The organism is Flavobacterium sp. ABG, from assembly GCF_001027725.1.
GTDB classification, from domain to species: Bacteria; Bacteroidota; Bacteroidia; order Flavobacteriales; family Flavobacteriaceae; genus Flavobacterium; species Flavobacterium cupriresistens.
In genome coordinates, this window is the sequence record NZ_LEKS01000007.1 from 31,239 (window position 1) to 47,050 (window position 15,812).

Genomic DNA, 15,812 nt, shown 5'->3' on the forward strand with positions numbered 1-15,812 from the left:
GACTATGACAAGGATAATTACACTTTTCTGTATTTTTATAGCACAAATCGGCTTTTCTCAATCGGCTGAACGTTATTTGGAAAAAATCAGAAACAACGAAGCCCTTTCTACTGCTTTTTTTCAACAAATGCCTAAAGGAGGCGATCTACACCATCATTTTTCGGGATCAATTTATGCAGAACCTCTTTTGGAAAGAGCAATTTCTGAAGATTTCTATTTGAATTTAGAAACTATGGCGGTCTCTAAAACGAAACCTACAAATGGAAACTGGGAAACTTTTTCTTCACTTAAAAATAAAGGAAAACTGGATTTTTACAAACAGCAAGTGATGCAAACCTGGTCTGCAAAAGATTACAATGGAGTATCTGTTCCTTCTGACGACTTGTTTTTTGATTCCTTCGATAAGTTTTATGCAACAATCGACGGGCATTTTGCCGAAGGAATGCTTGAATTAAAAAAACGAGCCCTTGCTGAAAATGTAAGTTATATCGAAACGCAATTATCAACGATTCCTTGTGATATGAATGTTGCTGATTTAACCGATTTTAATACCAAACTCCGTCAGGCTGCGGCACAAAAAGACGAAAAAGCAGTTCTAAAATATTTAGATCAATTGTATAAATCATTACAACAAAAAGACGCTAAAAAATACGCCGAAGATTTCAATACAAACTTCGTCGCAAAACTACATAAGGAACTAAAAATTGATGACGATCGTTTTACCATGCGTTATCAGAACTTTGTACTTCGTTTTATGGAACCAGTAGATTTATTCAAAAATCTGGTTATTGCTTTTATCTCAGCAAACGACAGCAAATTGGTTGCAGGTGTAAACATTGTTTCTCCTGAACATGGTGAAAATTCTATGAACGATTACTGGCTTCATATGGTCATGTTCAAATATTGCCATTCTAAATTTGATAATGTAAAGTACACGCTCCACGCAGGAGAATTGACTTTAGGATTAGTACAACCGGAGGATTTAACCTGGCATATTAACTCCGCCATTTATACGGCCGGAGCCAATAGAATTGGACACGGAGTCGATATTGCATACGAAGCAAACTCATACGACTTGTTGCGTTATATGGCTAAAAACAATATTCCGATTGAGATCAACTTAACCAGTAACGAATTCATTTTAAAAGTAAAAGAGAACAGACATCCGTTTTCACTTTATAAAGAATTTAATGTCCCAATTGTAATTAGTACCGACGATGCCGGAATTCTAAGAACCAACATGACCGAACAATATGTCCTACTGGCAAAAAGATATCCTGATGTGACTTACGAAACGATCAAAAAATATGTTTACAACAGCATCAATTACAGCTTTATTCAGGATGCTTCTGTAAAAAAACAATTATTGAAAGATCTGGATGCCAGATTTAAAACTTTTGAAAATCAATTTTCTAAAAACTAACTTAAATCAAACCTAACAGGTTTTAAAAACCTGTTAGGTGTAGTTTAAATTTTACAACATAAAATATGATTCTGGAAGCAGCCTATCTTTACGTAAAACCAAATTTGACAACTCAATTTGAAAGCGATTTTATAAAAGCAAGTCAGTACATTTCTTCTATTGAAGGCTATTTAGGGCATCGCTTAGAAAAATGTCTGGAGATAGAAAACAAATACCTTTTACTAGTAGACTGGAATACATTGGAAGATCATACTGTAGGTTTCAGAACTTCAGCTGCGTACTTAGAATGGAAGAAACTTTTACATCATTATTACGAACCATTCCCTGTCGTAGAACATTTTGAAACCGTTTTTAAAAATAAGAAGCCATAGCATTAATTTTGCCACAGATTAAAAAGATTCCCACAGATTAAAAAAAAAAATCCTTTTGAATCTTTTTAATCTGTGGCGAAAAAGTATAAAAAAGTTAGCCTTTTTTCATATCTTAATTTGTGCCAATTCGTGAAATTCGCGGCAAAAAAGCAAACAATAAACTAGAAAAAAAATCCTTCCGAATCCTTTTAATCTGTGGCAAAAAACTAAAAAACCATGAACATCAAACTCATCGCCATAGGCAAAACCGACAATAAATCGCTTCAGACTTTGATTGACGATTACACCAAACGTTTGTCCTTTTATATCAAATTCGATTTAGAGATTATTCCCGACATCAAAAACGTAAAAAATTTATCTGAAAGTCAGCAAAAGGAAAAAGAAGGAGAATTAATTCTTTCCAAATTAACCCCAACCGATCAGCTAATTCTACTCGATGAAAATGGGAAAAACTTCTCCAGCGTTGGTTTTTCTGAAGAATTACAAAAGAAAATGAACTCCGGAATCAAAACACTTGTTTTTGTAATCGGTGGCCCTTACGGATTTTCGGACACAGTTTACAGCAAAGCGCAAGGTAAAATTTCGCTTTCCTTAATGACCTTTTCCCACCAAATGGTGCGTTTATTTTTTATTGAGCAATTGTATCGCGGGTTTACGATTTTAAGAAATGAGCCTTATCATCATCAATAAAGATTTGTTTCACGTTTTCTTTGTTTCAGGTTTCTTTTGTTTCAGGTTTCTTTTGTTTCAGGTTGGGGATTTAGAAAACAAATTCCTCTTCGGTATTTATAAATACAAAATCAATTTTTTCTTGTATCATTTTTTCAACAAGAATTTTACATTGAATGTAATCTCCGTACGTCATATTTTTATCGTACGAAAATTTAATCTCAGCCTTAGGATTGATTACTAAACTATCCAAAAACGGTTTTAAATCACTTTTAGGAAAATCATACGTTTTTCTTCCGCTGTATTGTATCCTTCCATTTTTCTTGAAATACAACTGACTTCTGTTATTGGCAATTTCCATTTTATAATGCACTTTCGTGAAAGGCAAAAAGGCTAAATTCTTTCCAACAGAATCCGCATATGAATAATAATTCTCTGCTTTTTCGTTTTTGTGTGCTTTTTCAGTTCGTTTCTTCTCCTGAAGTTTCATTACTTCCCGAATTACCAATTTAAGCGGCAAACGCTTGTCAATATTGAAAATCCAATTGGTTGAAATGATGCTGTTTTTTCGATTTACTTCGGCGATGGTATCCTTGCCGTCTGTTTTAAAAAAAATGTAAATTGGCGACAGATCCTCTACAGTTTTAACCACCGTTACATTTGACTTTGGTAATAAAACATCTTCTTTTTTCCCGCACGAGAAAAACAGAATTACAAAGAGTAAGCTAAAGTATTTCATAATTTAAAATAATGGTAAGATTTAAAACAACAAACCGGAATGTTACTTTAATTTTGTCTAAAACTCATTTTAGTAAACAAAGTAATGCATTCAACTGCTTCTTTTACATCGTGAACGCGCAGTATTTTAGCACCTTTTGATAAAGCAATGGTATTAAGAATTGTGGTACCGTTTAGAGCTTCCTCTGCTGTTATATGGAGCGTTTTATAAATCATAGATTTTCTGGAAATACCCGCTAAAACAGGTAATTCCAAAAGATTAAAAAGTTCCATTTTTTGCATCACTTCAAAATTCTGATCTGTCGTTTTCGCGAATCCAAAACCGGGATCCAATATCAAGTCATTAATTCCGAGGCTTCTCGCTTTTTGTACTTTTTCAGAAAAATAAAACAACATCTCTTTCATGATATCGTCATACTGCGTCAAGCTTTGCATCGTCTGTGGATTACCACGCATGTGCATCATAATATAGGGTACATTATATTTTGCAATCACATCAAACATTTTGTCGTCTAACTCACCTGATGCAATATCATTTATAATCGCTGCACCGCTTTCTATACTTGCTTTAGCAACTCCTGCTCTGAAAGTATCAATGGACAATAAAGCGTCTGGAAAATGCTTTAAAATAAGTTCTATAGCCGGTACAACGCGGTCAATTTCCTCCTGCTCCGATACAAACTCTGCATTTGGCTTACTGGAATACCCTCCAAGATCAATAAAATCGGCCCCTTCGGTTAGTATATTAGTTGCTCTTGTGATGATCTCGTCTTCATTATTGTATTTTCCTCCATCAAAAAAAGAATTTGGCGTCAAATTCAAAATTCCCATTACTCTGGGAACTGACAAATCTATAAGTTGTCCTTTGCAATTCATTACAATCTTGTTTGGGTTTATTTTGTTTCAAGTTCATTTTGTTTCAAGTTTCGAGTTTGAACGTAAAACATGAAACTTTAAACTTGAAACCTCTCAGGCTTTCAAAAAATTATCCTTATTTTTGGAAAAAAATTAAGCAAATATACAACAATAAATGAAGAATACTTCTTTAGAATATGATAGCGTAGTAACGGTTTGCCGTACTTTATTTATCAATAAAATGAAAGATTATGGCAGTGCCTGGCGTATTTTGAGACTGCCTTCACTAACCGATCAGATTTTTATAAAAGCGCAACGAATCAGAAGTTTACAGGAAAACGAAATTCGCAAAGTTGATGAGGATGAAAGTGGCGAATTTATCGGAATCATTAACTATTCGATTATGGCTTTGATTCAATTGGAATTAGGCGTTGTTGACCAACCTGATCTGGACGTAGAAAAAGCAACCGAATTATACGACGCTAAAATTAAACTTACTAAAGAATTAATGGAAGCCAAAAATCATGACTATGGCGAAGCATGGCGCGATATGCGTGTGAGTTCGCTTACCGATCTGATTCTGCAAAAACTGCTCCGTGTAAAACAAATCGAAGACAACAAAGGAAAAACTTTAGTCTCTGAAGGCATTGATGCCAATTATCAGGACATGATTAATTATTCCATTTTTGCGTTGATTTTGAACCCAATGAAATAATAAATTTCAAAAATGAAATCCCAAATTCCAAGGTTATTTTTTGGAATTTTAAACTAAATTCTAAATTATGAAAAACGTTATTACCCAATTCTCCAGACTGTTTGTCGGCATATTATTTATTATTTCAGGATTAATCAAACTTAATGATCCGGTTGGGTTCTCTTATAAACTAGCGGAATATTTTAGCGAGCCGGTTTTCAACATGCCGTTCTTAGAGCCTTTAGCACTTGGATTAGCTATCTTTTTAGTAATTTTAGAAGTCGTTTTAGGCGTAATGTTATTAGTAGGTTACAAAGCAAAAGCAACGATTTGGTTCCTATTGTTATTAATCATTTTCTTTACTTTCCTTACCTTCTACTCCGCTTATTTTGATGTAGTGAAAGATTGCGGTTGCTTTGGAGATGCTTTACATCTTACGCCTTGGCAGTCGTTTACAAAAGATATTGTATTGCTTTTCTTCATTTTGATTTTGTTTATCAATAAAAAATTAGTTAAACCTTTATTTTCAAAACTACTAACTAATATTATTACTTTAATCAGCGTAATTTTATGTGTTTTTATGGCCGTTTGGGTATTAAATCACAATCCTATAAAAGATTTCCGTCCATTCAAAGTTGGAAACAACATCGAAAAAGGAATGGAAATTCCGGAAGGTGCTCCAAAATCTGTAGTTGAAATGATTTTTATCTACAAAGTAAACGGAGTTGACAAAGAGTTCACCGAAAAAGATCTGATGAACATTCCTGAAGGCGCCACTTTTGTAGACCGTAAAGACAAAGTAATTACAGAAGGATATGTACCACCGATTCATGACTTTACTATGGTAAAAAACGATTCTGATTATAAAGACGAATTACTAAAAGAGCCTAAATTAGTTATTTTTGTTACCTACGATTTGAATTTATCTAATCCTGAAGGAATGAAAAAACTGGAAAAAGTAAATCAGGAAGCTAAAGCGAAAGGATACAAAGTAATTGCAATGACAGCTTCCGGACCGGACGTAATTGCAAAAGCTAAAAAACAATACGGCCTAAATGTTGATTTTTATTTCTGTGACGCAATCGCTTTAAAAACAATCGAAAGAGCAAATCCTAGCATTGTGGTTCTGAACAAAGGAACTATAGTACAAAAAGTGCATTATAACGACGTTGACGATTTAAAACTATCAAATGTTGCTTATAGTCTTTAAAAAAAGAAGTAATTTAAATGGCGCCAATATTCTATATTTTAGAGGTATTGGCGCTTTTTTATTTATCATTGTCATTTTACAAGTTCATCCATAATTTAGTTTAATCTCCCTGCAGCCATTTTACTTTTATTGTCTATAAAATTTATACTAATAAAAATGATAAAGTAAACTAAACCAAGCTACAACATATACCAATAATTGGTATCTTTGAATTAAAACTTTAGAAATCATGCCGAAAAACACCTCTATATTACTTGGAGATTATTTTGATAATTTCATAAACAGTCAGGTAAAAAATGGGAAGTTTACTTCTGCCAGTGAAGTTGTTCGCGCAGCATTACGACTGTTTGAGCAGGAAGAAACAAAAAAGACTGAATTAATCAATGAACTTAAAAAAGGGGAAAAATCCGGATTTGCTAAAGATTTTAACCGCGAATCATTTTTGAATAATCTTCATGAAAAACATTCAAAATGATGAATTACGAAATAAGTAATTTAGCAACAAAAGATTTAGAAAACATATGGCTGTACACCGCTGAAAATTGGTCGATTGAACAAGCTGACCGATATTTAAATTTATTATTTGAAGAAATTGAATATTTATGCTTAAAACCAAATTCCGGTTCTGATTTTGGAGCAATAAGAAAAGACTATTTTCGTTCAAAAGTAAAATCACATCTTATCTTCTATAAAATAAATGTAAAAGAGAATCAATTAGAAATCATCCGTATTCTGCATGAGATGATGGACGTTGAAAATCATATCAAATAAAAGCTATAGAGGACAGATTAAAAAAAATCAAAAAAATTAAACTAAATCAAAAACCACAATGAAAAAACCATTTCGTCTTATTCCTTTTTTACTTCTTACACTTTCCTGTTTCTTTGGCTTTAGTCAAACCCAATCAAATAATCCAAACCAAGCTTATATCTTTTTTCTGCACAATAAATTTATAGAAGAACACGATTTGAATGAAGCTCATCCTGAGTACGGTAAAGCCGAATACAACGAAATAATCAATTCCTTTAAAGCGGATAATTTTATCGTTTTTAGTGAGAAAAGAAAGAAAAACACCAACGCAGCCCGTTATGCGGAAAAAGTGGTAAAACAAATCAACAAACTAATAAAAGAAGGAGTTAAACCCAATAAGATAACCGTAATCGGAACCTCAATGGGCGGTTATATTGCACAGTATGTTTCTACTTATCTGGCAAATCCGGAGGTTAATTTTGTATTTATTGGCAGTTTCAGAGATATTGATATTGAAGAAATTCCAGACATCAATTTCTGTGGAAACATTCTGACCATTTATGAAAAATCAGATGTCCTGGGAGTTTCGGCTATCAAACGAAAAGAAACTTCAAAATTGAAAGTCAATCACTTCAAAGAAATCGAATTGAATACCGGTTTAAAACATGGCTTTTTATTCAAAGCCTCAGACGGTTGGATCGTTCCCTGCAAAAAATGGGCTAACGGAAATTATGAGCTAAATTAATACTGCTAAAAAAAACGCGAGAAAGAAATTTTTGGCGTTTTTTTTTGCTTTGAAAACTCTTTTGAAAACTAAAAAACCGATTTTTTTTTAGTTTTTAGAAATCCTCTCTCAAGATTTTACTCCGAAATTAGATTTTCACAACGAACTATTACGATTTCAGACCTCTTTTTTTAACCGAAATTTCCTGTTTTGTGATAAAACAAAGCAGTGTTCAAATTTTGTTAATCTCCATTTGGCATTCGATTTGTTTGTTTAACTTTGTGAATTCGGTATTTCAAATAATAAACCAAACTCTTACTATGAAACAAATAGCTCTAATCCTCATTGCCTTTATTACTTTTTCATGTTCGCAAGCTCAGAAAACCAGTTTTTCAAAAGAAGCACTTTCTCAAAAATTATTAGCTACTGATGACAGTCAGGTAAGCTTTAAAAATATTCTAAAAAAATACAAGGGAAAAACTTTGGTAATCGAAGTTTGGGCTTCCTGGTGTGGTGATTGTGTAAAAGCAATGCCAAAAGTAAAAGAGCTACAAGCCAATAATCCTGATGTTTCTTATTTATTTCTTTCTGCCGATAAGACCGCAGATAAATGGAAAATCGGAATTGAAAAACACGAAATAAAAGGAGATCATTTTATGATGACAGACGGTATGAAAGGAGTTTTCGGAAAAGCAATTGACTTAGACTGGATTCCAAGATACATCATTATTGATAAAACCGGAAAAATAGTATTGTACCGCGCGATCGAAAAAGATTTTGATCTGATCAATTCGACTTTACAAGGATTAAAATAAAACGCAATAAAAAATCAGTTGCAACTTCAATAAAAAACAAAAAATTAAAAGAATACTAAAAACTACCAAAATGAGAAAAAAGATTGTCGCAGGAAACTGGAAAATGCATAAAAACGCAGAACAAACTGAAGAATTATTAAGCGAATTAATCACCAAAATACCAGCTCAAACTACTGCTCAGGTAATTGTTGCACCAACATTTGTAAACTTGGCCGGAGCTGTGGCTAAATTAAAAAACACCACTATTGGAGTTTCTGCACAAAACGTTCACCAAGCTGAAGGTGGTGCTTTTACAGGAGAAATTTCTGCAGACATGTTGACGAGTATTGGTGTCACTACAGTAATCCTTGGTCACTCGGAGCGCAGAGCTATTTTCCATGAAACTGACGCTTTAATCGCAAACAAAGTAGATACTGCTTTGAAACATGATATGACTGTTATTTTCTGTTTTGGAGAAGAATTAAAAGACCGTCAATCCGAAAATCATTTTAATATTGTTGAAAATCAATTGCGTGACGGATTGTTCCACATTGCAAAAGAATCATGGTCTAAAATTGTCCTGGCTTACGAACCCGTTTGGGCAATCGGAACCGGAGAGACTGCTTCACCGGAGCAAGCACAAGAGATGCATGAATTTATCAGAGAAGTGGTTCGTAAAGCTTTCGGAGCTGACATTGCTGATGAAGTTTCAATTTTATACGGCGGTTCTGTAAAACCGGATAACGCTAAGGAAATTTTCTCTAAACCGGATGTAGATGGTGGTCTAATCGGAGGAGCAGCTTTAAAAGCAGATGACTTTTTAGCTATTGTAACAGCAATCTAATTTTAGATTTATATAAAACTAAAAGCGATACGTAACAGTATCGCTTTTTTTATGTCTAAAAATTATCCCAAAATTGACAACGTTCTAACATATTTATAAACAACTTCTCCTTTGTATTCTTACCTTTGCAAAAAAATTATTTATGTCGAATATATATTTAGGGTATCATTTTACTATTGAACCAAAAGAACTAGGATCAGAAATATTAATTGCTGAATTGGGAGAAAAAGCATTCGAAAGTTTTACAGAAACTGAAAATGGAATTTCAGCTTTTGTGAAGAAAGATTTATGGGATGAAACTATTCTGGATGACATTTATATTTTACAATCGGAAGAATTCAAAATCGAATATACTTTTGAAGAAATCGATCAGGTGAACTGGAACGAGGAATGGGAAAAGAATTTTGAAGCTATTGATGTGGATGGAAAATGTCACGTTCGCGCCCCTTTTCACGAAAAAACAAATGCCGAATTTGACATTATCATTGAACCAAAAATGAGTTTCGGAACGGGTCACCATGAAACGACTCACATGATGATTCAACATTTATTGGAAACAGATGTTGCCGGTTTGAAAACTTTAGACATGGGTTGCGGAACAGCAATTTTAGCCATTTTAGCTGAAATGAAAGGCGCTGAGCCAATTGATGCGATTGACATTGACAACTGGTGTTATCTGAATTCAATTGAAAATGCAGAACGCAATAACTGTAAACATATTACCGTTTATGAAGGCGATGCTGCTTTATTGGAAGGTAAAAAATACGACTTGATCATTGCTAATATCAACCGTAATATTTTACTAAACGATATGCAGGCCTATGTGGATTGTTTAAATCCAAAAGGGACTTTGCTTTTAAGCGGTTTTTACGAAGAAGACATTCCATTTATCGATGCTTCGTGCACAGAAAAGGGATTGACTTACGTAAAAAAGTTCCAAAGAAATAACTGGGTTTCATTAAAATACGTAAATTAGTCAGTAACTACAACAGTACAAAAATCTAAACAAAATGAGTACTAAAGAAAAAGTAAGAGAAAGGGTTCGGGAAAAGGAAGCTGTAGGTTTTAATAACGAAATCATTGTTTACAATGACGATGTAAACACTTTTGATCACGTAATTGATACTTTAATGCGTGTTTGCAGCCACACTTCTGAACAAGCGGAACAATGTTCCTTAATTGTACACTACAACGGAAAATGCGCGGTAAAAACGGGTCCGATGGACAAGTTAAAACCACAATGCACACAACTTTTGGAAGCGGGTCTTAGCGCCGAAATTGTTTAAGTCCGGAATATTTTAAAAAGCATTCAATTTTATTCTATATTTGATTAAAATTGAATGTTTTTTTTATGGAAGAATATGGAAAAATATTAATTATCGCTACGCCTGTTTTTTTAGTATTAATTATAATCGAAAAAATATACGGGCTCTATAAAAAGGATGATACTGCACCTTTAATAGACAGCGTGTCGAGTATTAGTTCAGGAATTACCAATTCGGTAAAAGATGTTTTGGGTCTTAGTCTGACTTTTATTTCGTACGAATGGATGGTTTCTAAAATTGCACTTTACCATTTAGAAGCCAATGTCCTCTCCTATTGTATTGCCTTTTTTGTAATCGACTTTTACGGGTACTGGAGCCACCGATTGGCGCATCAGATTAATTTTCTTTGGAACAAACATGCTATTCATCATAGCAGTGAAGAATTTAATTTGGCCTGTGCGCTGCGACAACCTATTGCCAGCTTAGTCAACTTATTCACCTTTTTATTGATTCCGGCCGCCTTACTTGGTGTCCCTGCCACTGTTATTGCGATAACTTTGCCGCTTCATTTGTTTTTGCAATTTTGGTATCACACCAAACATATCAAGAAAATGGGGTTTGTTGAGCATATTTTAGTAACGCCCTCTCATCATCGGGTGCATCACGCTATAAATCCGGAATATTTAGATAAGAATCATTCACAAATATTCATTTTTTGGGACAAACTTTTTGGCACTTTCCAAGAGGAATTGGATGATGTCCCTCCTGTTTTTGGAATTACAAGACCGGCAAGTACCTGGAATCCTATTCGAATTAATTTCCAGCATTTGACTTTATTGATCAAAGACGCCTGGCGTGCTCCAAAATGGAAAGATAAACTCACCATCTGGTTTAAACCAACAGGCTGGCGACCTGAAAATTTTGAAGAATTATACCCCGTAAACAAAATTGAGAATGTTTTTAATTTTGAAAAATATGGTATCCATAATTCTCAAAAACTGATTTATTGGTCTGTTACTCAGGTTCTCATAACCCTTTTGTTTGTCACTTATTTGTTTGACAATATTGCCAAAATTGGCCTACCCAATATCTTTGTTTACGGCTTTTTTATTTTGATTACGATCTACAGCTATAGTGAACTGATGGATAAAAGCCAATATGCCCCTTTGTGGGAGGGCTTTCGTTTTACAATTGCCATTGCGATTATCACCTATTATGGTGATTGGTTTGGTTTGAATGTTGTATTCCCATTTGCCAATTATGTCGTTATTGGTTATTTGACGTTATCCTTTTTAATTTCCCTGTATTTTGTTACTATTGATTTTAAAACTACTCAAAATCAACTTGCCAATTCATAACCCAAACTTACTATGAAAAATCCCCCGCTTCTTAAAATCTATATTGGTTTTAGTACTGTTTATCTTTTGCTCTTACTTTCGGGCTACGAGAGTTTTGATTTATTTTTAAAACCCATTCTGATTCCCTTATTAGGATTTGGCGTTTATTTTTATAAAAAATTTCCATCAAAGAATACCCTTTTAACTGCCTTATTATTTTCCTGGATTGGAGATGTAATTTTACTTTTTGCAGATATTGCTGAGATCTATTTCATTTTAGGTTTGGTTGCGTTTCTTCTGTCACATCTCGTTTATTGCGTTCTTTTTAATAAACAGACTAAAACTCAAAACAAGAAAAAAAGAACCCTTTTTCTAATTGGAAGTCTCGTTATAGCCTCTTACTTAATCGGGATGTTGACTGTTCTATTACCCTCTTTAGGAGAATTAAAAATCCCGGTGATTGTTTATGCATCCGTAATTTCTTTTATGTTACTGTTAGCTTTTAACGGGTTCTTAATCTGGAAAAAACCCGGTAATCAATACGTTTTTATTGGTGCCGTTATGTTTGTTATTTCAGACAGCATTCTGGCAATCAATAAATTTTACGCTCCAATTGAGAAAAGTTCTTTTTTTATAATGTTAACCTATCTTGTGGCACAATATCTGATTGTAATTGGTATCTTAAAATTAAATTCCGGTCTCACTGTAGCAACAGAATCTAAGAAAATTTAAGACTTAATCTAATGTATTTCTGTCTGTATTTTTCTTAATCCAGATTATTTTAAAAACCATTTTTACGGGTTACATTTGTAATACAAAATACGCACTCAACATGAAAAAAACAGTTCTTTTTATCGTTTTACTTCTATCGGTAACCTCTTGTATCAGTACAAAGTCCACTTTAAAAAATGTAGACGATAATGCTCCTGATTTAGTATTAAAAAAAGACAATACCTTTATCATTACTTTATTCAGTAACGACAAAAAATATGGTTACGATCCGGATTATCCTGTGAATATTTTTTACAGAAACACAAAAGATGAAGCTTTAAACGAAACCCGTTTTTTAAATGCTTTGGCTGGTCCAAACGGAGAAAAAATCACTTATACACGATTAGAAACCTGCTGTCCTTTCCCTACGAAAAGAAGCGATATGGGAGCCGGATTCCTGAATGTGTATGAACTAAAATGGGACGGCCAGAAGAAACCCCTTAAACTTTATCTGAACATTTACGAAAAAGGAATTTTGATGGTTCCGATGGGATTGCGTTTGAAGCAGGACTAGAGTTATTGTTATTATTAATTGATGTTTGATTCTCTTTGCGCTCACGAGCGTCCCGCTCGTGAGCGCAAAGAATTTAAAATGTATAAACTTTCTTTTGGAATCAATTTTAAAAAACAGAATTCAAATTTTATAAATCAAACCCATATTTAATCATGACGGCTGAAAAATTTAATTTAAACGAAAAAGCCTACAGCATCAGCACTATTAGCTCTTAAAAAATTCTTAAATCTTCATCTCAAACTCATAAATCATAACTACCTTTGCACTGTCAAAAAAAAACATACTATGAACATACAACATATTCCACAAATTAAGCATACAGATAGCGGAAATTTCTTTTTATTAGCAGGCCCTTGTGCTATTGAAGGAGAAGAAATGGCGCTTAGAATTGCCGAAAAATTAGTTGGTATTACCGACAAACTTCAAATTCCTTATGTATTTAAAGGATCATTTAAAAAAGCAAACCGTTCCAGAATTGATAGTTTTTCAGGAATTGGCGACGAAAAAGCCTTAAAAATTTTAAGAAAAGTTTCTGAAACTTTTCATGTTCCAACGGTAACAGATATTCACACGAATGAGGATGCCGATTTGGCTGCTCAATATGTTGATGTTTTGCAAATTCCAGCTTTCCTAGTGCGTCAAACGGACTTAGTTGTAGCTGCTGCAAATACGGGTAAAGTGGTAAACTTGAAAAAAGGACAATTTATGAGCCCTGAAAGCATGAAACATGCCGTTCAGAAGGTATTAGATTGTCATAACGAGAATGTAATGGTTACCGATCGTGGTACTATGTTTGGTTACCAGGATATGATTGTTGATTACAGAGGAATTCCTACTATGCAACAATATGCTACTACAGTTCTTGATGTTACGCATTCTTTACAACAGCCAAATCAGACTGCCGGTGTTACAGGTGGAAGACCTGATATGATCGAAACTGTGGCCAAAGCAGGTATTGCTGTTGGGGTCGACGGTATTTTTATCGAAACTCATTTTGATCCTGCTAATGCAAAAAGTGATGGTGCCAACATGTTACATTTAGACTATTTTGAAGGTTTAATGACCAAATTGGTTGCGATCAGAAAAACGGTTAACTCATTTTAAATTTTAATACTAAGTTCATTGAAAACTAAATTTTTATTTTTTGTCTTATTGGGTTTTTCATTAAACACTTTTGCACAGGAAGAAATCGCAGTAGAAAGATATACCGCCCATAACAAAGGAAAATTCTTTGTATCATGGGGTGGTAACAGAGACAGTTATACCAAGTCTGATGTCAATTTCAGAGGAAAAGATTACAACTTTACAGTTGATAACATGACTGCTCATGACAAACCAAAAGGATGGCATATTGACTATGTAAATCCAGCTAATATGACCATTCCGCAAACGAATTTTAGATTGGGATACTTCATTAATGATCATTATAGCGTTGCTATCGGTTGGGATCATATGAAGTATGTAATGACTCAGGATCAAACAGCAAATGTATCGGGTTATGTTAATTTGCCTTCGGATCAAATTGGCTCAACAAACAATAGGGATTACAACAATACTCCCGTTGACTTTACAGATGGTAAATTCTTAATGTATGAGCATACCGATGGTCTGAACTATGTAAATACGGAAGTTTCCAGACATGATGATATCTCAGAATGGTTTGGATTACCAAATACAGACAAAGTTCAAATCAATTTAACTGAAGGGCTAGGAGCTGGAGTTTTATATCCTAAAACGAATACAACTTTGCTAGGAAAAGAACGTCATGACGATTTTCATATTTCAGGTTACGGATTGTCTGCAAAAGCGGGGATTAACTTTACCTTTTTTAAATATTTCTATCTTCAGGGAGAGTTAAAAGGTGGTTATATCAACATGCAGGACATCAGAACTACAAGAAGTAGTGAAGATAGCGCTTCACAAGATTTCTTCTTTTTACAACGAATTATCGCTGTTGGAGGAATTTTCAGAATCTAAAAAATAGGTCACTTTATATTTTAAAAATAGCTGTCATTTTATTTGGCAGCTATTTTTTTTATCATTTACTTTGTACTTCAAAGTGCTTTTTTTTTGTGATTTAAATTTTTAGAATGAAGAAGACAAAATATATTTTCCTTATAGTAAGTTTTTTAATCAGTTTTTCTTGTGCCCTTTACGTGACATTACTGTTTTTCCCAATGAATTCCTTTTCGAAATCCAAACAGGAAAATAGTGTTTTGGCTAAAATACAAGATGGCGATATTATTTTTCAGACCTCGGAATCCAGTCAGTGTGAGGCAGTCCGTATTGCAACCAGGTCGAAATTTTCTCATTGTGGAATCATTTTTAACGTCAATGGAAAACAATTCGTTTTTGAAGCTGTGCAGCCCGTAAAACTAACTCCATTGGACAAGTGGATCGAACATGGAAAAGACGGCAAATACGTCGTGAAAAGGCTAAAAAATGCCACTGCCGTTCTGGATTCAAAAACACTTGAGAAAATGAAAAACTATGGTAATCAATTTATGGGTAAACAATACGATGCTTATTTTGAATGGACCGATACTAAAATTTATTGCTCAGAACTGGTTTGGAAAATATATAAAAACGGAGCCGACATTGAATTGTGTAAGCTGCAGGAATTGAAAGATTTTAATTTAGCCGATGAAAGAGTACAAAAAGTATTAAAGGAAAGATATGGAAACACTATTCCGCTGGAAGAAAAAGTGGTTTCACCCTCTAACCTCTCCGATTCTAAACTGTTAATTACAGTACTCGATAATTACTAAAAATACGGAAGCTGATTTATAATAAAATTAGCTTTTTTATTTCTTATTTTACTTTGAAATTCAAAGAACTTTTAAAAACCAATCA

20 protein-coding genes are annotated in these 15,812 nt (G+C 33.7%); 18 read left to right on the top strand and 2 right to left on the bottom strand.

Annotated elements, in window-relative coordinates; genetic code table 11:
• Nucleotides 1–4: 4 nt before the first annotated feature.
• The 3 genes from AB674_RS08990 (at nucleotide 5) to rlmH (ending at nucleotide 2,484) form a co-directional block, all read left to right on the top strand.
• Nucleotides 5–1,423 carry an adenosine deaminase gene (locus AB674_RS08990; RefSeq protein ID WP_047775843.1) on the top strand — a complete coding sequence of 473 codons (1,419 nt, stop codon included), beginning with the start codon at nucleotides 5–7 and terminating at the stop codon, nucleotides 1,421–1,423.
• A 65-nt stretch (nucleotides 1,424–1,488) separates the two neighbouring features.
• Nucleotides 1,489–1,794, top strand: a complete 306-nt coding sequence (locus AB674_RS08995; RefSeq protein WP_047775845.1) for an antibiotic biosynthesis monooxygenase family protein — start codon at nucleotides 1,489–1,491, stop codon at nucleotides 1,792–1,794.
• Nucleotides 1,795–2,010: 216 nt separating this feature from the next.
• Nucleotides 2,011–2,484: a 23S rRNA (pseudouridine(1915)-N(3))-methyltransferase RlmH gene (gene rlmH, locus AB674_RS09000; RefSeq protein WP_029269532.1), complete on the top strand. Its 474-nt coding sequence runs from the start codon at nucleotides 2,011–2,013 to the stop codon at nucleotides 2,482–2,484.
• Between the two features lie 70 nt (nucleotides 2,485–2,554).
• Here rlmH and AB674_RS09005 read toward each other — a convergent pair whose 3' ends face one another.
• Both AB674_RS09005 and folP read right to left on the bottom strand, forming a co-directional pair.
• Entirely contained in the window at nucleotides 2,555–3,202 is a 648-nt protein-coding gene (locus AB674_RS09005) for a hypothetical protein (RefSeq protein WP_047775848.1), read from the bottom strand.
• 47 nt (nucleotides 3,203–3,249) lie between these two features.
• The gene (folP, locus tag AB674_RS09010) at nucleotides 3,250–4,083 is read right to left on the bottom strand and encodes a dihydropteroate synthase (RefSeq protein ID WP_047775850.1); all 834 of its coding nucleotides are present in this window, start codon (nucleotides 4,081–4,083) and stop codon (nucleotides 3,250–3,252) included.
• Between the two features lie 148 nt (nucleotides 4,084–4,231).
• On the opposite strand from folP, the gene AB674_RS09015 reads away from it, so the two are divergent.
• From AB674_RS09015 to AB674_RS09085, 15 genes are all read left to right on the top strand, one after another.
• Nucleotides 4,232–4,771, top strand: coding sequence for a DUF1599 domain-containing protein (locus AB674_RS09015; protein ID WP_047775851.1), 540 nt, complete (start codon nucleotides 4,232–4,234; stop codon nucleotides 4,769–4,771).
• Between the two features lie 67 nt (nucleotides 4,772–4,838).
• A complete protein-coding gene (locus AB674_RS09020) occupies nucleotides 4,839–5,960 on the top strand; it encodes a BT_3928 family protein (protein WP_047775853.1) in 1,122 nt (373 codons plus the stop codon).
• A gap of 229 nt (nucleotides 5,961–6,189) precedes the next feature.
• Complete coding sequence (locus AB674_RS09025; RefSeq protein ID WP_047775854.1) at nucleotides 6,190–6,435, top strand: type II toxin-antitoxin system ParD family antitoxin; 246 nt, start codon at nucleotides 6,190–6,192, stop codon at nucleotides 6,433–6,435.
• The gene (locus AB674_RS09030; protein ID WP_240478074.1) at nucleotides 6,432–6,731 is read left to right on the top strand and encodes a type II toxin-antitoxin system RelE/ParE family toxin; all 300 of its coding nucleotides are present in this window, start codon (nucleotides 6,432–6,434) and stop codon (nucleotides 6,729–6,731) included. Before AB674_RS09025 ends, AB674_RS09030 begins: the two co-directional genes overlap by 4 nt.
• A gap of 58 nt (nucleotides 6,732–6,789) precedes the next feature.
• Nucleotides 6,790–7,455 (top strand): YqiA/YcfP family alpha/beta fold hydrolase, encoded by a 666-nt coding sequence (locus AB674_RS09035; protein WP_047775857.1) that lies wholly within the window; start codon nucleotides 6,790–6,792, stop codon nucleotides 7,453–7,455.
• A 299-nt stretch (nucleotides 7,456–7,754) separates the two neighbouring features.
• Nucleotides 7,755–8,249, top strand: a complete 495-nt coding sequence (locus AB674_RS09040; RefSeq protein ID WP_047775859.1) for a TlpA family protein disulfide reductase — start codon at nucleotides 7,755–7,757, stop codon at nucleotides 8,247–8,249.
• Between the two features lie 70 nt (nucleotides 8,250–8,319).
• Nucleotides 8,320–9,072, top strand: a complete 753-nt coding sequence (tpiA, locus tag AB674_RS09045) for a triose-phosphate isomerase (RefSeq protein WP_047775861.1) — start codon at nucleotides 8,320–8,322, stop codon at nucleotides 9,070–9,072.
• Between the two features lie 142 nt (nucleotides 9,073–9,214).
• The gene (gene prmA, locus AB674_RS09050) at nucleotides 9,215–10,048 is read left to right on the top strand and encodes a 50S ribosomal protein L11 methyltransferase (RefSeq protein WP_047775863.1); all 834 of its coding nucleotides are present in this window, start codon (nucleotides 9,215–9,217) and stop codon (nucleotides 10,046–10,048) included.
• Nucleotides 10,049–10,082: 34 nt separating this feature from the next.
• Entirely contained in the window at nucleotides 10,083–10,358 is a 276-nt protein-coding gene (locus AB674_RS09055) for an ATP-dependent Clp protease adaptor ClpS (RefSeq protein WP_047775865.1), read from the top strand.
• A 65-nt stretch (nucleotides 10,359–10,423) separates the two neighbouring features.
• Complete coding sequence (locus tag AB674_RS09060) at nucleotides 10,424–11,695, top strand: sterol desaturase family protein (protein WP_047775867.1); 1,272 nt, start codon at nucleotides 10,424–10,426, stop codon at nucleotides 11,693–11,695.
• 12 nt (nucleotides 11,696–11,707) lie between these two features.
• Nucleotides 11,708–12,406 (top strand): lysoplasmalogenase, encoded by a 699-nt coding sequence (locus tag AB674_RS09065; RefSeq protein ID WP_047775868.1) that lies wholly within the window; start codon nucleotides 11,708–11,710, stop codon nucleotides 12,404–12,406.
• A 100-nt stretch (nucleotides 12,407–12,506) separates the two neighbouring features.
• The gene (locus tag AB674_RS09070; RefSeq protein ID WP_047775869.1) at nucleotides 12,507–12,959 is read left to right on the top strand and encodes a hypothetical protein; all 453 of its coding nucleotides are present in this window, start codon (nucleotides 12,507–12,509) and stop codon (nucleotides 12,957–12,959) included.
• 285 nt (nucleotides 12,960–13,244) lie between these two features.
• Nucleotides 13,245–14,063: a 3-deoxy-8-phosphooctulonate synthase gene (gene kdsA / locus AB674_RS09075; protein ID WP_047775870.1), complete on the top strand. Its 819-nt coding sequence runs from the start codon at nucleotides 13,245–13,247 to the stop codon at nucleotides 14,061–14,063.
• Nucleotides 14,064–14,081: 18 nt separating this feature from the next.
• Nucleotides 14,082–14,936: a hypothetical protein gene (locus tag AB674_RS09080; RefSeq protein WP_047775872.1), complete on the top strand. Its 855-nt coding sequence runs from the start codon at nucleotides 14,082–14,084 to the stop codon at nucleotides 14,934–14,936.
• Nucleotides 14,937–15,049: 113 nt separating this feature from the next.
• Entirely contained in the window at nucleotides 15,050–15,727 is a 678-nt protein-coding gene (locus AB674_RS09085; RefSeq protein WP_047775873.1) for a YiiX family permuted papain-like enzyme, read from the top strand.
• The last annotated feature ends 85 nt before the right edge of the window (nucleotides 15,728–15,812 follow it).